Consider the following 22,925-nt stretch of genomic DNA (forward strand, 5'->3'; position numbering starts at 1 on the left):
CTTGTGAATCATGAGTGATATTGACGTAACTATCGGTGTCGACGCAGACTGTGTCGCTGGCTGGTTAGGCTCCTATGGTGGCGAAGACTCGCCAGCAGATCTGTCACGGGGCCTTTCAGCCGGAACTGAGGGTATCCCTCGAATGGTACAACTGTTCGAGGACGAGGGCATCGATACGTCGTGGTACATCCCCGGACATACGATCGAAACGTTCCGCGAGGAGGTGCAGGCTGTCGCGGACGCCGGCCATGAGATCGGTGTTCATGGCTATTCTCACGAGAATCCGACCGACCTCTCCAGGGAGCAGGAAGACGAAATCATCCAGCTCTCGAAGGACCTCATCGAGGACGTAACCGGACAGGAACCGGTCGGCCACCGGGCGAGTTGGTGGGAATTTAGCGAGAACACCCCGGAACTCGTCGAAAAACACGACTTCCTGTACGATAGCAGCCTGATGGAACGTGAGTTCGAACCCGGCTGGATGCGCAAAGGCGACAGCTGGGAGAAGATCAGGTATGAGGAGGATCCCGAGACGTGGACAGAACCCTACCAGTACGGAGAGGAGACGGATATCGTCGAGATCCCGATCAGCTGGTATCGTGACGACATCCCTGCGATGTTGTTCATCAAGCAGCCGAACTACCACGCCGGCTACAAGGATCCCGAAATGATGTACGAACAGTACTACAAGAAGCAGTTCGACTATCTCTACAATCGGCGAGGAGCTGGCGTCTACACCTTCACGATCCACCCGGATCTGCATGGGTTGCCTCACATGATTCCTCATTTAGAGGACTTCATCACGTACGTCAAAGGGCACGAAAACGCCGAGTTCAAGACTCTTGAAGAAGTGGCTCGCAAGTACAAGGACGACCCGTCGGTCTACGAACCAGAGGGACAGTACGTTTAATCGGCGAATACTGCGTTGACTTTTTCAACGCGATCGAAGGCGGATAGCGCTAACTGGAGTTTGATGCGGGCCTTGTGTGCGGGAAGGTCGGCAGCGAAGACGACCCCATAGTCGTTGAGCCGGTCACCGCCACCGACGCTTCCGTAGACGGATGCCGTTCGGCCGGCGAGACACCGTGATGTGACAACGATAGGGAGATCAGCCGCGACCTGCTCGATAGCAGCGCCGATATCTGCCGTCACGTTTCCGAGACCGGTTCCCTCGACGACGAGACCATCAACATCCCTCTCAGGTGCGGTTCTGATGCGATCGCCTGCCACCCCGATCCCACTCTTGACCATTGGCACGACGGCGTCCAATTCGGTCGCCGGGACGTGGTCACTCTCGCTGGTCGGTGAGCGGTGCAGTCGAACACCAGCGTGATCAAGAGTAGCGACCGGCCCCGCTGACGGGGAACTGAACGTCTCTAGTTTGGAAGTGTGTGTTTTCGTGACCCGTCGAGCAGCGTGTATTTCCTCGTTGAACGCAAGAAAAACGCCACTGGCAGTACGGTTGTGGAAGGCCCGCGCCGCCCGGACTGTCGTGAGCAGATTCGCTGGCCCGTCCGGGCTCGTCTCATCCGGGCGCCGCTGTGCGCCCGTGAGGAACACTGGCGTTGAGGGGTGGAGTGCGACATCGAGATAGTAGGCGGTCTCCTCGATCGTGTCCGTTCCATGGGTGATAATAACAGCATCGACGTCCTGATTACGATCTGCTCTCGCTACCTCTTCCCCGATCGTTTCGAGAGCCTCCCCATCGAGTTCGAAACTCGGGACTTGAAGGATCTCTTGGACGGCAATCGACGCGTAGTCTTCGAGTTCGGGCACTGCGTCGACGAGATCAGCGCCTGATTTGTTCGGCGTGGCACCGCTGTCAGTGTCGGTGCTAGCGATAGTCCCACCTGTCCCGAGGAGTGTAATGTTCATACTGTCTATCCTGTCGATCGCACCAAAAAATCCCTGCTCACTGCTGTGTTTTCAGCTCAAGTGATAGGGTTTTCACGACAGTGCTCGTCCCCGTGGCAGTGAAACGTGGTGTTGACCAGTTCGAACGCGCTATCAAGTCGATGTATATGGTCGATGATCGGAGCGTCGAGCCCGATAGTGAGCCGGTTGCACGCCCGAACTAAAGACAGTGACTCTCAGCTTTCGATTCTTGACGCGTGGGATATCAGTGCGCCAGTCGGAACGCAACGAGACAGGGGTTCCAGCGACGATCTATACGCTGACTGAAGGAGGTCAAGCAGTCGTTGCGGACTACTTGAGTGCCCAGGCCTTGTTGGACGTTACGGCGAATCACACACTCCTACCTCGAGAGACGGACCTCCAGCCGCCCATACGAGTCAAAAGAACAGTGCCGGAACCGTGTTCCGGAAGATGTTAAGCGAGATGACGAACAGAAGCGCGATGACGAACCAGGTAAATTTCTGCTCGTCGATCTCGAGGCGCCGTAAGTAGGTGCCAAGCAACAAGCCGATGATCGTAATGACGGCGATAGTCGACCCGAGCCAGAGACGATACGGTGTCATCAGGTCGGTAAAGAACGTCATCACCACGAGACGAGTGGCGAAAATCGTCCCGAGCGTCATCGACAATCCGCCGATGTATCGCTCTGCGTCGCGTTCGAAGGTATGGAAATACGCCGGGAGAACCGGACCGAGGTTTGCGGCAGCAAGTAGGAACCCCTCGATGAGTCCGATACCACCGAGTGCGACTGGATGATGGGCTTCCTCGATGACGACGAAGTTCCGAATCACCTGAAATAACACATAGCCGAGGACGATAAGGCCGATGAGAAATGGGACGATCGGGCCGGTACTAAACCACGAGAGAAAGGCCACACCGATGATAGTGCCGATGATCGCCAAACCCAGCAATGGCCACTCCTCGCGGACGAACTCGGTACCGGTCCCCGTTTCACCCATCTGAAACACGTTTACCATCAACGGCGGGACGGCGAGAACGACAACCGTAAGCGTCGGATCAATGACGCTCGAGAAGACGGGTGTCACGATCAGCGAGAATCCGAACCCGAGCATTCCCATGACCGTCCCGGCGAGGATCGCGACGCCGACGAACAGGACGAGGAGTCCTACTGAAACGTCCGATTGAATCCCCTGCGTGATGTTCTCCACACCGGGAAAGAACACGATTGCCGCTGTGATGACGGCGAGCGTCGCACTCGTCATCATCACCTCCCGGTAGTGGAAATCCAGAAGGTTCGTAACGAACTGTTCGATGTCGACGTGAGATTTACTCGTACCCATCGTTTCTGAATCGAAGAGCGGGTCAGTAACGACAACCGACCGCTGCCTCAACGGACGTCGAAACGGGCGTCTAACATATGGTCCCCCGGTAGCCGGTGAGAACTGTGCATAGACGGGCCGGTCTCAAATCCGGTAAAAACCAGTAAAAGCCCGGTATGGCGCGATATACTCCGAAACGACTGCCTGGCTGCTGTTCCAGAAATCGGCGAATAATACCGCTATTGCGACGGTCTGTGCTGCGGTACTTCGAGAGTTCGAGACTGGCGACACGCTCCTAGTGGGCGTTGGTCAGCACGACAGAGCTCCTCCGGATGCACTCTTCGGGTCCATCTACTAGCATACAGCAATTAAACTACCGTGTGCAACCGACTCTCCACGAGCAACCTGCGTCGACTCATCGGACGAAGACACCAGTAGTCTTCTGACCGGTTTAGCGCTGATCGAACAGTTCTTGGGAACGCTCGCCTACCGATCCTAGATGAGCAATTGGATATCCGCGTCAGCCATGTCCTGGAGTGCCGTCGCGGCGCCGACACCGGTCGTGACGCCGTCGTAGAAGTCGTCCTCGTCGTAGTCCATCAGATCGATGGTCATCTGGCAGGCCTGAAACTCGACGCCCATATCCAGCGACGTCTCGAGGAGTTCCTCGATGGTGGCGGTGTTGTTGTCTTTGATCCGTTTTTCCATCATCTTCGTCGTCACACGATCCATTCCGGGCAGTGCTCCGATCGCGTTCGGCACTGGCATGTTCGGATTACCAACCGAACTCAGCTTCAGGTTCTTCGAGCGGTCCTCGTGGAGGATGTCGAGTCCCCAGAACGTGTGAAAGACCGTTACGTCCCATCCGAAGGCGGCGGCGGTGCTCGCGAGGATGAGCGGCGGGTAGGCCATGTCGAGGGTCCCCTTCGTGGCGATGATGGACATTTTCGGCGTCTCATCGTCCGACTCAGCCTCCATGTCAGCGAGGCGATCCTCTAGCTGCTCGATACGCGCTTCGAGTTCTGCGCGGCTGTGAGACTCGTTCCCATCGGTCGAAGTAGGCGTCGTCTCGGCTGCTTGGTTGGTCTCGGAACTCATCGATTACTCCGTCTTCCGTACGTAGTGTTTGTAGACGTCGCCGTCCTCTTTCTGATCGACGAGTTCAACGCCGTCAGTGGTGTCTGCCCAGCCAGCGATGTCGCTCATACTCCCAGCGTCAGTCGCGAGGACCTCGAGAACGTCGTCCTCGGTGAGCTGGTCGATGCTCTGCTTGGTCTTGACGACCGGCATCGGGCAGTTCTGCCCCTTCACGTCGAGCGTCTCGGTTGTGTCGTATTCAGTCATGGTATTGGCCTCACTCCCCAATATTACGCCCACCAGTAAAAGTGCATCGGCGGAAATCCTAAAAGAGTACATAACTGTTCACTCCCATCTGTCGTGAATAGGACTTTGACGCTATTATTCGGCTATATAGCGATATAGTATTGCTTGTCTATGGAATTACTATGCGAAGTCTTATTACTGAGTCGATTATAGAGGGAAGTGACAATGACCGACGGAAACCCTACTACCACAACAGGAGAAGTCGAGTCGACTACGCCTGAGACGCTGAAAGAGCGTATTGACGACGACGAGGACGTGTTCCTCCTCGACGTCCGCTCGAGTGGTGACTTCGAGGAATGGCGTATCGAGGGTGAAAACGTCGAGATCGTGAACTATCCTTACTTCCAGCTTCTGGATGGAATTCCAAAAGAGCTTCTCGCAGAGCTTCCAGAGGATCGAACGATCACGGTCCTCTGTGCGAAAGGCGGTTCCAGCGAGATGGTTGCCGAGCATATCGAACGAGAGGGCTATGACGTCGACCATCTCGAACGCGGGATGAACGGTTGGGCGGGGATCTACGAGTACGCCGAGCTGGATGTCGACAGCCACGCGACGATCGCACAGTACCGCCGTCCCTCGAGCGGTTGTCTCGCGTACCTCGTCGTCTCAGACGGTGAAGCTGCGATCATCGACCCGTTACGTGCGTTCACCGACGAGTACGTCCAGGACGTGCGGACTCTCGGTGCCGACCTCGTATACGCGCTCGATACACACGTCCATGCAGACCACATCTCCGGGGTTCGGACGCTTGCCGAACGAACGGACGCAACCGTGGTGGTTCCCGAGCCGGCGGCGGCACGCGGTATCGACTACGGGGTCCCCTACGAGACCGTCGTGGACGGGGCCTCGCTCGCGGTCGGCGACGTAGAGATCGACGTGATTCACACGCCCGGCCACACGACCGGCATGACCGCCTATCGGGTCGGGGACGTGCTGTTCACCGGTGACGGGCTCTTTACCGAGAGCGTCGCCCGTCCGGACCTCGAGGACCCGAAGAAAGCGAAGGACGCTGCACGGACGCTGTACACGAGCCTCACCGAGAAGGTCCTTTTACTGCCCGACGAGACGGTCGTTGCGCCCGCACACTTCAGCGACGCGGCGACGCCTCGTGATGATGGTACCTACACGGCCGAACTCGGCGATCTGATCGACCGGATGGATGCGCTCTCGATGGACGAGGAGGCGTTCGTCGAGTTCATCGTATCAGGGATGCCCCCCCAGCCCGCCAACTACGAGGAGATCATCGCTACGAACCTCGGCCGAAAGTCGCCCGATGACGAGGAGGCATTCGCGCTCGAACTCGGGCCGAACAACTGTGCGGCCAGCGAGGAGGCGCTGACGAACTGAGATGAACGCGTTCGTCTCGCTGCTCGCGCTCGGAGACCCCTTCCCGCGAGGGGTCCTTCCGTACCTCGTCGGTGGGCTCCTCGTCGGCCTCGGAGCGTCCGTCATCTACCTCTCGACGGGGATCATCGCCGGCGCGAGCACGTTCCTCGAATCGACCCTGTCGTACGTCTCCTCGGTCGAGCGGTTCAACCGCTTCAAGTACGTCAACTCACGGGGCTGGCGGTTCGTCTTTACGGCGGGTATCGTCAGCGGCGCGACCGTCTATATGCTTGTCTCTGGCAGCGGCGTCTGGACGACTGACGTTCAGTGGTGGCGGCTGCTCGTCGGCGGTGTCCTCGTCGGCGTCGGTACTCGCCTCGGAAAAGGGTGTACGTCCGGTCATGGCGTCTGTGGTGTCGGTTCGCTCTCGAATACGTCGCTGGTGAACGTCGCGACGTTCCTCGTGTTCGCGATCGGGACCGCACAACTGGTTCAGGCCCTGGGGGTGGCACCATGAGCGGGACCGGACGAAACTCGTTGTTCCTCCTGGTGATCTACCTCGGAGGATTGATCTTCGGGGTCGGGCTCGCCATCAGCGGCATGGCTAAACCTGAGGTCGTACTGGATTTCCTCCAATTCGAGGACTTCGGCCTGCTGTTCGTCATGGGCGGGGCTGCCATCGTGACCGGAATTACCTTCGCCGTTGCGACACGGTACCTCGACCGCGCACCACTGACCGGCGACACATACAAACGACGGCTGAAATCGTTCGATCGCAATGTCGTGATCGGCGGGTCGATCTTCGGCGTCGGCTGGGGCCTCTCGGGGATTTGTCCCGGGGCAGCCTATGCGAGCGTCGGAATCGGTAACTACCCGATCCTGTGGGCCATCGCCGGGATGTTCATCGGCGCGTATGCGCAGGGTTACTGGCGAACGCTTCGATCAACCACTGCAGAGACTGCCACGGAAACACCCTCGGACTGATCAATCATGCTCCAACAACACTCGTCATCACCCTCTCGCCAGCAGTATTGTGCAGATATGGATCGACTAGTCGATACTAACGGTGGTGTGAGATGATCGGTCTCGACGTGCTAGGGAGCTCCGTCCAGGCAGTGACGACCGTCGGATTCGTCCTCGCGGAGGCAATTACGCTGTACCTCGGTTATGGCGCGGTAACTCGTCTCGTGAGTCCAGCCGCTCTCGAATTGCTCGGAGGTGAGTAGTCGTGGACGTGTTCGGATTGAGTCTCGCGATGATCGCCCTCTTCGTTGGGTTCGGGTTCCTCATCGGGATCCTCTTCGGCTTCTTCGGTATGGGTGGCTCGTTCCTCATCACGCCAGCACTGCTAGTGTTGGGCTATCCGGCGAAGGTTGCGGTCGGAAGCGGGCTCGCGTTCGTCTTCGGAACCAGCGTTATCGGCGCACTCAAACATCGCGATCACGGCCAGGTCGATTATCGACTCGCCGCACTGATGACCCTCGGAATGACCATCGGTATCGAACTCGGCAAACGAGTCGTCTTCCTCCTGGAGGAGCTCGGCTCGGCTGATCTCGTAGTCAGCATCGCCTACGTCGGTCTACTTGCCGTGGTTGGCCTGTTCACGCTACGGGATGCACGTACCGAGACCGGCGGATCTGACGGTACCGATCTCGCCGAGCGAGTGCAATCGATCCGACTTCCGCCGATGGTTTCACTGTCCGGTAGCGTTACCGTCTCCGTCTGGATCGTCCTCGCCGTCGGTGGAGCGATCGGCGTTCTCTCCGGGTTCCTCGGCGTCGGAGGCGGTTTCCTGCTGATGCCGGCGATGATGTACGGCCTCGGCATTCCTGCTGCTGTCGCGGTTGGAACCGATATCCTCCAAATCACCGTCTCCGGGGCGTACGGTGCGTTCGTCTACGCACAGGCCGGTTCGATCGCCCTCCCGGTGGTCGGGTCGCTCCTCGCTGGGAGTGCGATGGGCGCGCGTATCGGGGCGGGCGCGACGAAACTGGTCGCTGAGGACGACATCAAGGGCTACTTCGCCGCCATGTTACTCGCGGGGAGCCTGTCCGTTGGAGCGAACGAGTTGAGCGGTCAACTCGGTATCGAGGCGCTCAATACGGTGAGTATCGTGCTCATCTTCGGTGCGACGGTCCTCGTCAGCGCAGCGATCGTACTTGCTGCGATCTGTGCGCTCCGTTACGATGGGGCCGAATCGTGGTGTCAGTTGGTCTCGTCATAGATAGCGGCAGTATTGTACATACTATGCAAACAGTTTTGAGTCTCCATTACATAATATTGGTAACCAATGGCTAACTCGATGAGTGAAATGCTCCGCCAGGACATGCAGTGTGAGGGGCTACTGGAGTGTTTCCACGATCTCAAGGAAATCGACAAGAACGTCTTTCGGATGTTGAACGAGACCGAGGACCCGCTCACGGTCGACGAGATCGCGGACCGAATCGATCGCGAGCGATCGACGGCCTATCGATCCGTTCAGCGCTTGCTGCAGGTCGGGTTCATCCAGAAAGAGCAGATCAACTACGAGCAGGGCGGCTATTATCACGTCTATCGGCCGCGGGACGCCGAGGAGATCGCCCAGGAGATGCAGCGGATGCTCAACGACTGGTACGCGAAGATGGGCCAACTCATCGGCGAATTCAGCGAAAAATACGCGGAGGAACTAAACCCGCCATCCCCCGTCGAAAGCTGAACCGTCTCTCGTATCGTACACAGGCGAGAACGAACGTCTCGGAGCCTCCATCCTCCTTTCGGACCCGAAGCCGCGGTTCTGGCACGAGGGCGCCGCCTTTTCGTCCGTGAATCAGTCGTCCAGCGGCGGGCCGGCTTCCCGGAGTCACTCCGGCCGCTCAGTCGCTAATGGCGACATCCAGCTTGCGGGTGTGCAAGATCGTCGGTCCGGAAACCGATTCCGCCCTTGAGATCGGTGACGGTACCGTTTAGCTGAGTTGCAGGCGGATGAGCCTTCTTCCTTCACGAGCGCCTTCGGCGCGGGGGAACAGGTCGAAGTAGTTCACAGGGAGCGACCTTCCAAGAGAGTCCCTCGGCAAAGCGGCACAGGTAGTGCAATGGTGCGTCTTCCGGCCACTGGAGCCGTTCGATCGGGAACGAATGACGGCCCGTAGTTCGCAGTCCTGATCGAACGTCGAACGGCCTAGCAGCATCACTTCGAGAAACCGGATCCTGCCCACTCGAAGCTTCGAGCCGTCCGTCCATCGAATATCGGGTTCTGGCCGTCAAACGGCGTGGAGTTAATCGAACGTGGAAGATCGCGGTTATTCTGATCAATGGGTTTAATACCCTTCGTTGTATAGTATTGGATGTAATGAGCAATACTGATATCGCCCCTTCGGAAGTCGCCCGCCGCATCGAGGAAGAGGGGACCGAGGATCTCTTCGTCCTCGATGTCCGCAACGAAGACGATTACGAGGAGTGGCAGATCCCCGGGAGTACGAACATTCCCGTCTACGACGAGCTGCTGGAGAACGACTACTCCACGCTGGAGTCCCATCTAGACGAGTTGCCGGAAAGCGAGGAGATCGTCGTCGTCTGTGTCGCTGGAGTCACATCGTCGCGCGCCGCCCAGTTCCTCCGTGAACGTGGCTTCGACGCGAAGTCGATCGACGACGGAATGAACGGCTGGGGTCGCGTCCACCGCCAGTACGACCTCGAGAACGCCGATGGCATCGTCCAGATCGTCCGACCCGGGACGGGATGTGTCTCGCATCTCGTTTACGGCGGTAACGAGGCCGTCGTCGTCGACCCGAGCCAGTACATCGACGAGTACCTCACTATCGCCGACGACCGCGGTCTCGAGATCGTCGGCGTGGCGGATACGCACGCCCACGCCGATCACGTGTCGGGTGCTCGCCGGCTCGCCGGTGAACTCGACGTGCCGTACTACCTCCACGGGGACGATGCTGGCGAACTCGACGGCGCCACGGAACTCGAAGACGGAGGGACGATTCCTATCGGAAACCGCGAACTCGACGTGATCCATACCCCTGGTCACACGCCCGGTAGCGTCTCGTTCCGGTTCGACGATGGGCTTCTCTCCGGGGACACGCTGTTTCTGCGCAGCGTTGGTCGCCCCGATCTCGAGGACAGTTCCGAAGAGGCAGTCCGTGAAGCTGCCGGCCGGCTGTTCGACAGTCTCGATACCCTGACGGACTTGGAGGACGAGACTGTCGTCCTCCCCGGTCACTTCAGCGACGAAGAGACCCGTCCGCTCGCTACCGAACTCGGGAAACTTCACGAAGAAACGACGAACGAGCTCCTGAGTTACGTCGAGGACGACGACGAGGAGGCGTTCGTCGAGACCATCGTCGAAAGCCTCGCGGACGAACCCGCGAACTACAACGAGATCAAGCAGATCAACTGGGGCAAGGAACAACCCGGCGATGACGTCAAGGCGCTCGAACTCGGCCCGAACAACTGTGCTGCCAACTAAACCACTCGGGTTACTAGCCTCCACTTGGCCTACTCCGTGACCTCTCTGCAGGCAATTCGCAACCGTCCCATGCAGGGCGATCGATAGGAGCGACACGGCGCCAGCGGAGCGGGGCTCCGAGAGCGAGCCGTATGACGGAACGGGCTTCGAGCGTCCACGACCTTCGATACCGGCTGCATCCCTTCGGAGCGAGACAACAGAGTTATATCATACAGATATTCTTCGGAGAAGTAATGGTACCGTTCGTCCCCCATGACCCAGTCTAGCCCGGAAGAGAGCCCTGCAGTCGGGGCGGCCCTTTCGCTCGATACGGTCTTAGAGCTCGCAGCGAACCGACGTCGACGGTTCGCTCTCTACGTCCTCGTCGATGCGACCGACGATCTCAGCGATTTCGAGACGCTCATCGAGGACGTCGCGACACTCGAAGCAGCGCACGCACACACAGCGCTCACCCGCGAATGATACCGAGAGACGGCTGCCGATCTGTACCACTGGCACCTCCCCGTTCTCGCCGACGTCGGAGTCGTCGATTTCGATACCCGCGACGGGCTCGTTCGCTACTGGCCCCATCACGTCCTCGAAACGTGGGTCGACCGCCTGAGACGGGACGAACTAGCACGCGACTGATCGGCGGACGATCAGGAGTCCACAGTCGTCCCGCCCGCAGCGAAGAGGAGATCACAGATCCCCCGTTGGGCCGCCCGGAGTTGGGTCGTAAACGTCGGCTGTGAGACGTCCAGCGACGCGGCGACTTCCCGGCCCGTCTGCGTTCGCGGCGATTCGAAGAACCCGCTGAAGTACGCCGTCTCGAGCGCTGCCAGCTGTTTGGCCGTCAGACGTTCCGCACAGATCGTCCGAAACGTGCTTCGTGTCTTGAGAGGGCGATCCCGCGTCCGTCGGGCCAGCAGTTCGGGATCGGGACCACCGTGTCGGAGTCGGTCGACGAACTCGCGGACGGTCGCGGTGTGGGGGACGTCGACGACCGCGGTCGCAACCCCGCCTTCGATCGTGAGCGTGCGCACGACCGCGTCCTGCTCGACGATCCGTGAGGCGAGCGTCGGCTCGGACACGCGCGCCCTGAACAGAGCCTCTTCGTCCCGGTCGGCGAGACAGAGGAGTTCCGTGATCGCGCTTACCTGCTCGCTCGCCGCGAGGAGCTCCGCCGACGGGACGTCGCTCGCAGTGAAGAAGACGTCCGGCTCGCCGTCCGACCGGTGTGCGAGTCCTTCGAACCGGACGTCACACCCGACTCGGTGTGCGAGGCGGCACAGCGGTGTGATCCGCCCTCGACACGTGAGTGTGAGTTCGACGACACGGTTCGTGTGGCGCGTCTCTCGCGTCTCGACGGCGTTGATCGCGTGGCCGATCGTGCGACCGAGTTCCGCCAGCACGGCGTGATCGCGCTCGTCGGGCTGGGGGTGGTCGGCGTACACCGCCAGAACGCCGTACAGCGAGTCCTTGTAGATCAGGGGAACGCTGATACACGAGCGCGCACCCCGCTCGAGGGTCGCCTCGCGTTCGGGTGTGAACCGGGTCTCGGTCGCGATGTCCGAGACCACCTGAAGGTCGCGTGTGCGCACCGTGGCGGCGACTGGATCCCGACCGGTCGTGGTCGCGTCGATCGGGATCGCGAGTTCGTCGATGTAGCCCCCGTCGACGCCCGCCCACTCCCGTGGCGTGATCGTTTCGGCGACCGGATCGCGCTCGCCGATCCAGACGAATTCGTAGTGATCCGAGGCCGCCAGCCGATCGCAGACCGCCCGGTCGATTGCAGCGCGACTATCGGCCTCGACGAGCGCGCTGTCGATCTCACGGATGAGGCCGTTGAGACGATCCAGACGCGCCAGCTCCTCGTTTTGCCGCGCCAGTCGCCGTTCGCCCGACGCCCGGTCCCACGCCGTTTCGAGGGTCGCGCCGAGCGTGGTCGCGAGATCGACCGTTTGCTCGTCGAACGCCCCCGCGCGAGTGGACCCGACACAGACGACGCCGTGTCCGCCGAGCGGGATCAGCATTCGGCTCCGAAGCGGCGTCCCCGACGCGCATTCACCCTCGCTTTCGTGTTCGCCTTCGTCTTCAGGAGTCGAGAGATCGTTCTCGACGGCGAGGTCGTCGTCAATGAAGGCCTGCCAGACCCGCTTCGAGAGTCCCTCGGGGAGCCGAACCGAGTCGGGGTCCGTCCCCGACGGGGTATGGTGGGCGTGCCGGGAGAACTCGCCGGTGGTCCCGTCGTAGCGCCAGAGGGCCGTGTACTCGACGTCGAGGACGGTCCGTGTGAGTTCGGCCGCTCGGTTAATGGTCCGTGGACTCGCGTCCATCAGCTCGCGGCTGACGGTCGTGAGTCGTTCGAGGCCCTCGTTAGCCCGCTTGAGCGCCTGTTCGGCGTGGGCACGCTCGGCGGCGTGCCATGTACGCTCGGCGGTCTCCTCGATCATCTCGATCTCGGTCTCCGTCCACTCGCGAGGGGTCGCCTGATTGACGGCGAAAAAGGCGGTGAGCCGACCGTCCTTGACCAGCGGCACGCCGACGTACGAATGCAGGTCCAGCTCTCGGTACGCAGCCCGTTCCTCGTCGCTCAGACCGGGAACGGTCGCATAATCGGTTATCACCTGCGTTTCGCCGGACCGGAACGCCTCGGAGACGTGTTCGCCGGAGTCGTCGAACCGGTGGGTACCGACGACGGACGAGAGCCCCTCGGAGTGGTAGTCGGTATGGACGACGCCGGTGGTTTCGTCGGCGAGAACCTCGTTGTAGAGGGCGCGATCGACGTCCAGATGCTCGCCGAGGACGCGGGCGGCCTCGGACTGGATCTCGATCGGGTCGGAGATCGGTTGGAGCGTATCGATCAGCTTAGTGCGGAACCGCTCGCGTTCCTCGCGTCGCTTGCGCTCGGTGACGTCCCGAAAGACCACGCCGACCCGCCGTTTCGTTCCATCGCCGACCGGAAACGCGTGGAGGTTCAGGATCCTCCCCTGTGACGCGAGTTCGCGCTCGAACTGGATCGGTTCGCCGGTCCGAACGACGGTGTCGTAGACCTCGGCCCAGTCGGAGGCCTCGTCGGAAATCACGTCTCGCCTCGTTTTTCCGACGACGTCCTCGAGGCCGGACTGTTCGGCGAACGCCGGGTTCGCCTCGACGTAGCGGAAGTCGACCGGATCCTCCGGAGCGGTATCGACCTTCTCGAGAACGCAAAATCCCTCGGTCATCGACTCGAACAGCTCCCGATAGCGCTCCTCGCTTTTCTGCAGCGCCTCCTCGGTTCGTTTGCGCTCGATCGCGACGCCGGCGATGTCGGAGACCACCTCCCGGACGTCCGGGTCGGGAACCACGTCACCGGATCGAGTCGAATAGAGGCCGAACGAACCGAGCACCTCGCCGTCGGCACCGACGATGGGCGTCGAATAGCACCCGTGGAGGTCGTTCGATAGCGCCAGATCGCGCCACTCCGACGCCCAGCGTGTGTCGGGGGCGATGTCCTCACAGACCACGGCGTCGCCCACGTGCGCCGCTTTGCCGCACGGGCCCATGTACGGAGGCGAAATGGACGCCCCGTCGAGTGCCGCCACGTACGACGGCGGGAGGTTCGGCCCGATCACCGTCCCGAACCGCTCCTCGCCCGGCTCGATCACGAGGACCGACCCCTGCATCCCGTCGGTGTACCCTTCGATTACGCCGACGAGCGTTCTCAGTACGTCGTCCAAGCTGGCACCCCGAGCGAGCGTCTCGAGGACGCGCTTTTCTCCCGCCAACAGCTCCCGGTTCCTGCGCAGGGCCTCCTTGGCCTGACGGTGTCCGATGAGGTCGGTGGCTTGGCGCGCCAGTACGTCCAGTGAGCGCAGATCGCGCTCGGACGGTTCGTGTGGGGTTTCCCAGTGAGTAGAGAGCATCCCGACGACGTCGCCACAGCGCGAGACGAGCGGTGTGCTCTGGACGGCCCGAATGCCGGTTTCGAGAAGCGTCGTCCGATCCTCCGTCCCGGCCATGAACCCACAGGTCTCGACGTCCGAGACGACGACTCGACGGCCAGTCTCCAGTGCCACGCTACAGGGCCCGTTCGATTCGGGGCCCACCCGATCCCACAGCGCTGTGGTCTCGTCGAACCCCCGATGGGCCAAGAGTTCGAGGTCGCCCCGATCGGGATCGCGCAGCTGGAGGCGCGCGAAATCGGCGTCCATGACCGTGACGACGGCCTCGAGGATCTCGTCGTAGAGGGTATCGATATCGTCCTTCTGGATCAGTCTGGTGCTGATCGCCTGTAGCCGCTTCGTTGCATCGAGTTCGGCCGCGAGTTCCGCCTCGCGCCCGTCGGCTCGATCGTCCGTCCCGTCGGAGTCACCGGAATCGGTGACGGAGGCCGCCGGCGCGGGTTCGACAGCGGACGCGAAGCCGCGGTCGTCGGGGGGCCGCCACCACACCCGCCCGCGCGCACCGACCTTCTTCGTTTCGAGAACATCGGTGTCGACGAGCGTGTCCAGCCGGTTGTAGATGGTGCGATCCGTACAGTCGAACCCGTCGGCGACCTCCGGGGTCGTGAGGGGCGTCCCGGGTGGGGCGAGCCGATCGACTTCCTCGAGGACGGTCGAGGGTGACGGAACGGATGCGTTCATGATCCTAGCTATCGATGAACAAGGAAAAGGGTTCTGTCAACGGAACGCACACATGGGCGGGTCCCCAGTTGGACGTCGTTCACCTGCTGGACTCGGCCGATCACCGCTTCGCCTCTCTCACGGCCGGGCCAAACATACAATCCGCGGGAGTTCAACGGGCCGGTATGGACGACACGACCGCCGACAGTACCGAGGTCGCTGGCGGAGACGGTGTCGGTTTCGCCGAACAGGCACGACGGCGGGCCGAGACCGAACGGGAGGCCGTCGAGTGGGCCATCGACGAACTCACACGGGTCATCGGCGAGCAGGACGTCGACCTCGCACCGTTACTCGAATACGCCCGGCGAAGCCGAAAGAGCCTGCCCGACCGCCACCTGCGGGCGTATGAGACGATGGCTGAGGTCCTCGACGTCTCCTCGGACGTCTACGCCGTCTACGTGTTCGCCTACGCGGAGCTCTGTGAGGAACTGGCCGACGGGACGGGACGATCCGAGAAGCATCCGAAGGGGTGTACGAACGTACTGGTCGCCCCGTCGAAACTCGAGTCGGACGCCGGATTCGATGCCGATTCCGCCGACGCCGAATCCGACGGTCCCGGGGCGCTCGTGCTCAAGAACCGGGACATCGCGGGTCGGGGAACGCGACCGAAATCCGTCATCGAACAGCCCCCGATCGACGACTATCACGGCTTCCTGACGGTCGATACGTGTGGCACGATCTCGACGTTCAAGGGCGTCAACGATCGGGGACTGGTCGCGGCCAACACCTACATCGACAGGACCCGGGACGACATCGATCCGGAGGATCAACTCCGAAACGGGACCGTCATCCGGCGGCTCTTAGAGGAGTGTGCCACCGTTTCTGAAGCCCGAAGCCTGCTCGACTCCCATCGGACGCGTCGGTTGTGTGGCCAGACGCTGTTTCTGGCCGATGCCAGCGCCAGCGCCCTACTCGAGATCGATCCGGTTGCCGAGCGGATCACCGTCGACGACGGCCCCATCACGATCCGAACGAACCACTTCGTGGACTCGGCCTCGACGCGGACCGGGAGTTCGACCAAGCGGCGGAAACGCGCGCTCGAACTGCTCGCGGGCGAAGCCCGACTCGGTCGTGAGGACCTGTGGGCGGTCGCCCGGGATCACGCGAACGGCCCCGGCGACGAGTCGATCTGTCGCCATCCGGAACCCGGGACGGACGAACCGCACGCGTTCGGGCAACTGACGACGGCGAGTTCGGCGGTCTTCGAGGGGGGCTCGCCGGTGATCGAGATCCGGATGGGCGCCCCGTGTGGAGCGGAACGCGCACGGTGGGCGTTCGGCGAAGCGATCCCGGACGACCTCCGAACCGGCCAGCGCTGGCTCGATCGCCTCCACTGAGACCGCGCCGTCGGAGTTCCGAAGTCGAGGTGTCGACGGGCTGTGACGCGGTGGGTCGACCGCGTGTAGGGGGTCGAGGCGAATCGGACACCGGCCAGTAAGCGTTCCGGAACGATCCCGAACGGGAAGACTGAACAGCGTGAGGGAGAACGCATAGACGAGGGAACGGATACGTCCATGCGCTATATCTCGACGGCGAAACAGGCGATCGCGGACCTCCGAGGCGGCGGGCGGGGGAAGGCGCTCCTCGCCGTCGCCTTCGGCTGGTTTCTGTCGATCAGCGTCCGGATGATCTACCCGGCGTTGTTGCCGCATCTCCGCGATGCGTACGGCCTCACGCTCACGACCGCCGGGCTGCTCCTGACCGTTCTGTGGGTCGCCTACGCGTGCGGACAGCTCCCCGGCGGGATCCTCGCCGATTGGGTCGGCGAACGGCTGTTGTTGATCGCCAGTTCCCTCTCGGCGGCGACGATGCTCGTGCTCGTCGTCGTCGCGAACTCGTCGCTCGTCCTCTTCGGCGCGACGGCCCTGTTCGGTCTGGGAACGGCGCTGTACGGCGTCTCGCGTTTTACGATCCTCAACGAGATCTACCCCGACCAGCTCGGTACGGCGACGGGTGTGACGCTGGCCGCCGGCGACCTCGGGAACGCGATCATGCCCCCCGCTGCGGGGTTCATCGCCGTGACGGTCGCCTGGCAGTACAGTTTCGGGGCCGCCGTTCCGCTGTTCGTGTTCGCGGCGATCGGCCTCTGGGCGACGCTTCCCAGACCGGAGTCTGCGACCACCTCGTTGAGCGAGAGCCTCGCGCTCGACGGCGTCGTCTCGACGTTGCTTCGGCCGAACGTGTTGCGCGGAACCGTGTTGCTCATGCTGTGGAGCGTTATCATGCAGGTGTTCATCGGGTTCTACCCGACGTATCTGATCGACGAGAAGGGGCTCTCAGCGACGGTCGCGACCGTGCTGTTCGGCTTCTTCTTCGCGCTCGGGATCCTGATGAAGCCGATCGCGGGCCGGGCCTACGATCGGATCGGAGTCCAGTTCCCCCTGTTGGTGATCATGGGAGTGACCAGCATCGCGCTCGGTGCGCTCCCGTTCGTCGAGGGGGTGTGGCTGTTCGTCCCCCTGACCGTACTCGTAAGCAGCGTCCTCGGGTTCGAGACGATCGTGATCTCGGATCTGACCCGGCGACTGCCGGACGGAACGCGGGGGACGAATCTGGGTGCGCTCCGAACGGTCTACATCGGGCTCGGCGCATTGAGCCCGGTTCTCTTCGGAGCGGTCGCCGACCGAGGGTACTTCGACCAGGCGTTTCTCGGCGTCGCCGGGCTCGCTGGCGTGGTAGTACTCATCGTCCTCGTCTCGGTCGAGTACTGATCCGGCGGGCGGCGTCCGAGATTCGGGGTACGGAACCGACGCGAACGGACGGGCACCCTCCGGGGAGTTCGCGTCGAGATCACGGAGCGAGTGAGAGCCGCGATGGAGTGGCCGCTCGTCGGACGACTGGCTCACTCCGGGGAACTGGCACAAGAGCGGAGTCCCCGAGGGGTGCCACCTACCGCCGTTTCAACGATTCAGATCCAAGGATCTCGGACGTGACGACGGGCCCCGATCGTGAGCGGATTCGTCCGTTTCACGATCCGTGTTAGTTACATTATGGACTGTCGGTACTGTTCTCCCCCGTCGATACCGGCCTTATAAGGGCGACCCGGCTCCGAGTCCGCCGGTCGGGATTCGCTCACGAATACCGTAGTGAAAGCACCCCCGTCACTCGGGGGCAGTACCGTGGACACGGTCGTCCGGTCTCAGAGTCTAAGCCCTGTGGACGGGGCTTCAGTCGTGGTCGGGGTGTCTGTTGTCGTCGTCCTCGACCTCGCCGTTGTGAAGGTCGTCGTCGGGACGCGAGATGTGGAAGTCGTCCTCGTTCTCCTCGAGCGGGACGACCGCCGCGATGTCGGTCGGGCGGTCGGGTCCGGGCGGGGCGAACGAGCCGTCGGTCGGCGCGCCGATGTCCTCGAAGCCGTAGGCGCCGTCCTCGTCACCCTCGTCGAAGAAGTCCCACTCCTCGTTCTCGTTGCTGTCGACGTGGGGCAACGAGACTAACACGGCTGGCTCCGGGAGCCGGTCGAGCTCGCCCGAGACCGCGTCGAGTTCCTCGTCCTGCAGGATCGGGACCTTGATGTTCTGATGGAGTCCCGGTTCGAGGTACTCCGAGTAGCCGATGATCGTCGCCGCAGCGTTCTGCGGTTCACCGGTCTCCGGATTGATGAAGCCCACGTCCGCGATCCCCTCCTCGGGACGCGCGATATGGACCGACATGAATCCACCCTCCTCGGTGGTGATGTTGCCCTCGTCGACGATCACGTACGTGCCGTCCGTGACCTGATCGCTGAAGCGACTGTACGAGAGGCCTTTGCCCTCGCCGAGCGGGCCCTCGGGGCGCTGATGCTCACTGGGTGTGTACTCGACGTCGTCGTCATCCATTGCGCTCACACTGCCCGTGAACGCGAGTGCGGCGGCCGTCCCACCGACCGCCTGTAACACACGTCGCCGTGAGGAGTTGGTCGTCGGTGTCGATACTGGCTCGTCGGCTGTAGGCTGTTTCGAGTTGTCTGACATTGTTCCCTCCGATACTGGTATACCGCTTCCAGCACTCCTGTCCACTCGCGACAGCCCGATTGTAATTGGTCGCCTACGAGAGCCGGTGCTGTCCGGGGATCGTAGCAGGTCCTTAACGGCCGGTCGTTCCGAACCGCCAGCGTGGTGCCGACTGCAGGCGACCCATACTGATCACGGACGGTGTAGAACGGTCGTTGATCCGGCGACAGTAGTCGGTGGATGGAGAGCGTCTCGAAACCGGTACGCTTCAGCTACGTCCCCGTTAAAGCCACACATAATCGACATCGTCGCGTATCGCGGTCCCGAAGACCGCCGTCTCGGCTCGTGACGGCCGAATGGCACTTCGGTAGTGTTCCCCGCCCGAGACTACCGATCCGAGGACGGATCGAGGCGATCGGCTGTGTGGAGTTGCCCGTGAACGGTCGCCCCGTCCCCGATTCAGTGGGGTCGTCACACCGGCGAGGTCTCGGTACGGACCATCCGCTCGAAGCGCTCTACACCCAGTTCGAGGCGTTCGAGGTCGTTGGCGAAGCTGAAGCGGACGTGTCCCTCCCCGCCGCGACCGAAGGCGCTTCCCGGCGCGGCGACCACGTCGTACTCGAAGAGCAGTCGCTCGGCGATGTCCATGCTCGATCCCGGCAGACCGCTCGCGTCGACGAACGCGTAGAAGGCCCCCTCCGGCGGCGTCACCGAGATTCCCGGGACCTCGCGGAGTCGGTCGACGACGGCGTCACGACGCTGTTCGAAGGCCGCCTTCATCTCCCGGGCCGGTCCGTCGGGGCCGGTGAGCGCCGCGAGGGCGGCGTGCTGGGCGGGCGTGTTCACACACGAGGTGGTGCTCTCGTGGATCTTCGTCACCGCCGCCGTCACCGGTTCGGGACCGACGAGCCAGCCGACGCGCCACCCCGTCATCGCATACGTCTTCGAGCAGGAGTCGATCGTCACGACGCGGTCCGGACGGTCCGTGACGGCCGCGAGGCTCCTCGGTGTCCCGTCGTAGGTGAGTTCGTGGTACACCTCGTCGGCGACGACATGGGCGTCGTGGCGGGCGGCGGCCTCGACGACCCGGTTCATCTCCGAGACGTCGAACACGCGACCGGTGGGGTTCGACGGCGAGGTGAGCACGACGGCGCCGGTCCGGTCGGTGATGGCCTCGATGATCCGGTCGGCATCGAACGCGAAGCCGTCGGCGGGGGACAGCGACACCTCGACGGGGTCGGCGCCCGCCAGACGCGCCTGCGACAACGGGTTCGGCCAGGCCGGCGTCGGCATGACCACCTCGTCGCCGGGATCGGTCACCGTCAGCAGCGTCAAGTAGAGCGCTTCGACGCCGCCGGTCGTCACGACGACCCGCTCGGCGTCGGCATCGATCCCGCGGGCGCGCGCCCGCTCGGCGATAGCTCTCCGGAGCGGGTCGATCCCCGCGTTGGGCGTGTAGTTCGTCTCGCCGCCGCGCGCCGCCACCACCGCCGCTTCGACGACGTGCTCGGGCGTGGCGAAGTCGGGCTCGCCGAGTTCGAGGTGGACCACGTCGTCGCCGTCGTGCTCGTTCGCGAGGTCGAACAGCCGGCGGATCTGTTGGGGTTCGACTCGTGCAACCCGGCGTGAGACGGACCGATCGGTCATCGGTTCCCGTCCGCGGGGCGTCCCCTTGGCTGTTTGGACCGGCCAACGGGTCCCGGTCGGTCGGTGGGCGGGAACCGCCGCCACCGTCCACACAGGACCACCCTTATCCCGGCCCGGATCACATCTATCGGAATGACCGATCACGTGACGGCCCTCCTCGACGAACTCGACCTCGAGGAGAAGGTCAGCCTCGTCCACGGCGCGATCGATCCCGCCGGCACCGCAACCGGCTATCTGCCGGGCGTCGAGCGTCTCGACATCCCGCCGCTGCGCCTCGTCGACGGGCCGGTCGGCGTTCGGATCCCCGGTCGGAAGGCGACCGCGTTTCCGGCCTCCCTCGCGCTCGCGGCGTCGTTCGATCCGAGTCTGGGGCGCGAACAGGGGGCGGCGATGGGCCGCGAGGCGAACGCCCACGATCAGGACGTCCTCCTCGGTCCCGGGACCAACATCGTGCGCGTCCCCCACTGCGGTCGGAACTTCGAGTACTTCTCGGAGGACCCCGTCCACTCGCTTTCGTTCGCCCGCGCGGTCGTCGAGGGGATCCAGTCCGAGGACGTGCTCGCCTGCGTGAAACACTACGTCGCGAACAACCAAGAGACGAACCGGACGACGGTCGACGTCGCCGTCGACGAGCGGACGCTCAGAGAGCTCTACCTCCCGGCGTTCCGCGCGGCCGTCGACGCCGGCGTCGGGTCGGTCATGGCGGCGTACAACGCCGTCGACGGGACGCCGATGAGCGAGCACGAGCGTCTGCTTCGGGGGGTTCTCAAGGACGAGTGGGGGTTCGACGGGTTCGTCACCTCCGACTGGTTCGGCACCGAGGACGCGGTCCGGTCCGCGACCGGCGGCCTCGACGTCGAAATGCCCGGTATCTCCGGCGAGGCGTTCGCGGCCCTCGTCGGGATGGACGACGGCGAAAACGACCAGTCCGGGGAGTCCGACGGCGGCATGCCGGACATGGCGAACATCGCGCGGTTCGAGGCGAACCTCGCCGCCGCAATCGAGGCCGGCGACGTCCCGCGCGAGCGACTCGACGACATGGTGGCACGCGTGCTCACCGGGATGAAACGTATCGGCCGCCTCGACGGCGAGCGCCCCGAGGGATCGCTTGATGCGCCCGCCCACCGCACGCTCGCCGAGCGGATCGCCGTGCGCGGGACCGTCCTGCTCGCGAACGACGGCGTGTTGCCGCTCGACGACGACGCGGACGTCGCACTCGTCGGCTCGAACGTCGACACCGCGATCCTCGGCGGCGGCGGGTCCTCGGAGGTCACGCCGTTCGTCCGGTCGAGCCCCGCCGACGGCGTGACCGAGCGCGCCGACGGGGACGTGACCGTCGCGCACGGCCTCCCGCCGATCGCGGACCCGTCGTTTTTCGACGCGACCACGTCCGAAGACGGGGAAACGGCCGCGTCGGACGACCGATCGATCGACGACGCCGTCGAGGCCGCCCGTGGGGCCGACACCGCGGTCGTGTTCGTCCGGGACCGGGCGACCGAAGCCCGAGACCGCCCGGACCTGCGCCTCCCGGGAGAGCAGGACGACCTGATCGAGGCCGTCGCCGAGGCCACCGACCGGACGGTCGTCGTTATCAACTCGAGCGGGCCGGTCGAACTCCCGTGGCGCGAGGAGGTGGGCGCGATCATCGAGAACTGGTATCCGGGGCAGGCCCACGGGGACGCCATCGCGTCGGTGCTCTACGGCGACAGCGACCCCGGCGGCCGGCTTCCGGTGACGTTCGCGGCGGAGTCGGCGTATCCGACGGCGACGACCGCCCGGTTCCCGGGTGAGGGCGGCGTCGTCAAGTATACCGAGGGACGCCTGGTCGGCTACCGGCACTTCGAGGCCACCGAACACGAGGCGGTCTACCCGTTCGGGCACGGGCGCTCGTACGCGGCGTTCGCCTACCGCGACGCCGAGCAGGTGGACGGTTCGACGGTGCGTGTCACCGTCGAGAACACGTCCTCGCGGGCGGGCCGCGAGGTCGTACAGGCGTATGTGCGCTCGACCGGAGCGGGGCGCGCGGACGAACCGAGACGGGAACTCGCCGGGTTCGCGTCCGTGCGTGTCCCTGCAGGGGAGTCGGTCGCGGTCGATATCGACCTCCACAAACAGGCGTTCGTCCGATACGGCGACGACGGCTGGCGGAACTCGGAGGGACCGTTCGTCGTCGACGTGGCCCGCTCCGCGACCGACCGCCGGCTCAGCGTCGACCTCCGACGCGAGTGAGCGACCCGAGCGGCGAGAACCACCGACCCGACAGACCGCCGTTAGAAGCCGTCTAGAACCCCTACCGTGGCATTGCCGGTGTAGTGCTTCCCCGACCGACGGCTTGCGAAACGGTCAA

Annotated in this window: 19 protein-coding genes and 1 pseudogene; 13 read left to right on the forward strand and 7 right to left on the reverse strand. The window is 63.2% G+C overall.

What is annotated here, in order from left to right:
* Positions 1-10: 10 nt before the first annotated feature.
* Positions 11-910, forward strand: coding sequence for a polysaccharide deacetylase family protein (locus tag HAPAU_RS07125; protein ID WP_066381075.1), 900 nt, complete (start codon positions 11-13; stop codon positions 908-910).
* Here HAPAU_RS07125 and HAPAU_RS07130 read toward each other — a convergent pair.
* The 4 genes from HAPAU_RS07130 to HAPAU_RS07145 all read right to left on the reverse strand — a co-directional run bounded on the left by HAPAU_RS07130 (position 907) and on the right by HAPAU_RS07145 (position 4,538).
* Positions 907-1,875, reverse strand: coding sequence for an asparaginase (locus HAPAU_RS07130; protein ID WP_066381077.1), 969 nt, complete (start codon positions 1,873-1,875; stop codon positions 907-909). The genes HAPAU_RS07125 and HAPAU_RS07130 overlap by 4 nt on opposite strands.
* 416 nt (positions 1,876-2,291) lie before the next feature.
* On the reverse strand, positions 2,292-3,215 hold the full coding sequence (locus HAPAU_RS07135) for a sulfite exporter TauE/SafE family protein (RefSeq protein ID WP_066381079.1): 924 nt from the start codon (positions 3,213-3,215) through the stop codon (positions 2,292-2,294).
* Positions 3,216-3,689: 474 nt separating this feature from the next.
* Complete coding sequence (locus HAPAU_RS07140) at positions 3,690-4,292, reverse strand: DsrE/DsrF/DrsH-like family protein (RefSeq protein WP_066381081.1); 603 nt, start codon at positions 4,290-4,292, stop codon at positions 3,690-3,692.
* A gap of 3 nt (positions 4,293-4,295) precedes the next feature.
* Entirely contained in the window at positions 4,296-4,538 is a 243-nt protein-coding gene (locus tag HAPAU_RS07145) for a sulfurtransferase TusA family protein (protein WP_066381944.1), read from the reverse strand.
* A gap of 204 nt (positions 4,539-4,742) precedes the next feature.
* Between HAPAU_RS07145 and HAPAU_RS07150 the strand changes: the two genes are divergently transcribed.
* The 9 genes and pseudogenes from HAPAU_RS07150 to HAPAU_RS23260 form a co-directional block, all read left to right on the forward strand.
* Positions 4,743-5,924 carry an MBL fold metallo-hydrolase gene (locus tag HAPAU_RS07150; protein ID WP_066381082.1) on the forward strand — a complete coding sequence of 394 codons (1,182 nt, stop codon included), beginning with the start codon at positions 4,743-4,745 and terminating at the stop codon, positions 5,922-5,924.
* Between the two features lies 1 nt (position 5,925).
* Positions 5,926-6,420 (forward strand): YeeE/YedE family protein, encoded by a 495-nt coding sequence (locus tag HAPAU_RS07155; protein ID WP_066381084.1) that lies wholly within the window; start codon positions 5,926-5,928, stop codon positions 6,418-6,420.
* On the forward strand, positions 6,417-6,887 hold the full coding sequence (locus tag HAPAU_RS07160) for a DUF6691 family protein (protein WP_066381086.1): 471 nt from the start codon (positions 6,417-6,419) through the stop codon (positions 6,885-6,887). Before HAPAU_RS07155 ends, HAPAU_RS07160 begins: the two co-directional genes overlap by 4 nt.
* 92 nt (positions 6,888-6,979) lie before the next feature.
* Positions 6,980-7,129 (forward strand): DUF7512 family protein, encoded by a 150-nt coding sequence (locus tag HAPAU_RS21610; RefSeq protein ID WP_169802631.1) that lies wholly within the window; start codon positions 6,980-6,982, stop codon positions 7,127-7,129.
* 29 nt (positions 7,130-7,158) lie between these two features.
* Positions 7,159-8,127: a sulfite exporter TauE/SafE family protein gene (locus HAPAU_RS07165; protein WP_211263552.1), complete on the forward strand. Its 969-nt coding sequence runs from the start codon at positions 7,159-7,161 to the stop codon at positions 8,125-8,127.
* Positions 8,128-8,193: 66 nt separating this feature from the next.
* Entirely contained in the window at positions 8,194-8,598 is a 405-nt protein-coding gene (locus HAPAU_RS07170; protein ID WP_066381087.1) for a helix-turn-helix domain-containing protein, read from the forward strand.
* 633 nt (positions 8,599-9,231) lie between these two features.
* Complete coding sequence (locus HAPAU_RS07175) at positions 9,232-10,356, forward strand: MBL fold metallo-hydrolase (RefSeq protein ID WP_066381089.1); 1,125 nt, start codon at positions 9,232-9,234, stop codon at positions 10,354-10,356.
* Between the two features lie 252 nt (positions 10,357-10,608).
* Entirely contained in the window at positions 10,609-10,818 is a 210-nt protein-coding gene (locus tag HAPAU_RS22210; RefSeq protein WP_245634045.1) for a hypothetical protein, read from the forward strand.
* A gap of 18 nt (positions 10,819-10,836) precedes the next feature.
* Positions 10,837-10,983 (forward strand): annotated as a pseudogene (locus tag HAPAU_RS23260) (DUF7344 domain-containing protein); the annotation flags it as partial.
* An 11-nt stretch (positions 10,984-10,994) separates the two neighbouring features.
* On the opposite strand, the gene HAPAU_RS21990 reads toward HAPAU_RS23260, so the two are convergent.
* Complete coding sequence (locus HAPAU_RS21990; RefSeq protein WP_084383679.1) at positions 10,995-14,960, reverse strand: GAF domain-containing protein; 3,966 nt, start codon at positions 14,958-14,960, stop codon at positions 10,995-10,997.
* Positions 14,961-15,124: 164 nt separating this feature from the next.
* On the opposite strand from HAPAU_RS21990, the gene HAPAU_RS07190 reads away from it, so the two are divergent.
* On the forward strand, positions 15,125-16,336 hold the full coding sequence (locus HAPAU_RS07190; protein ID WP_066381093.1) for a C45 family autoproteolytic acyltransferase/hydolase: 1,212 nt from the start codon (positions 15,125-15,127) through the stop codon (positions 16,334-16,336).
* A 177-nt stretch (positions 16,337-16,513) separates the two neighbouring features.
* Positions 16,514-17,710, forward strand: a complete 1,197-nt coding sequence (locus HAPAU_RS07195; RefSeq protein WP_066381095.1) for an MFS transporter — start codon at positions 16,514-16,516, stop codon at positions 17,708-17,710.
* 456 nt (positions 17,711-18,166) lie between these two features.
* On the opposite strand, the gene HAPAU_RS07200 is transcribed toward HAPAU_RS07195, so the two are convergent.
* The gene (locus HAPAU_RS07200) at positions 18,167-18,952 is read right to left on the reverse strand and encodes a DUF7282 domain-containing protein (protein ID WP_245634046.1); all 786 of its coding nucleotides are present in this window, start codon (positions 18,950-18,952) and stop codon (positions 18,167-18,169) included.
* Positions 18,953-19,402: 450 nt separating this feature from the next.
* The gene (locus HAPAU_RS07205) at positions 19,403-20,578 is read right to left on the reverse strand and encodes a pyridoxal phosphate-dependent aminotransferase (protein ID WP_066381950.1); all 1,176 of its coding nucleotides are present in this window, start codon (positions 20,576-20,578) and stop codon (positions 19,403-19,405) included.
* 132 nt (positions 20,579-20,710) lie between these two features.
* On the opposite strand from HAPAU_RS07205, the gene HAPAU_RS07210 reads away from it, so the two are divergent.
* A complete protein-coding gene (locus HAPAU_RS07210; protein ID WP_066381097.1) occupies positions 20,711-22,807 on the forward strand; it encodes a beta-glucosidase in 2,097 nt (698 codons plus the stop codon).
* The last annotated feature ends 118 nt before the right edge of the window (positions 22,808-22,925 follow it).

Origin of the sequence: Halalkalicoccus paucihalophilus (assembly GCF_001593955.1) — an archaeon.
GTDB lineage: Archaea > Halobacteriota > Halobacteria > Halobacteriales > Halalkalicoccaceae > Halalkalicoccus > Halalkalicoccus paucihalophilus.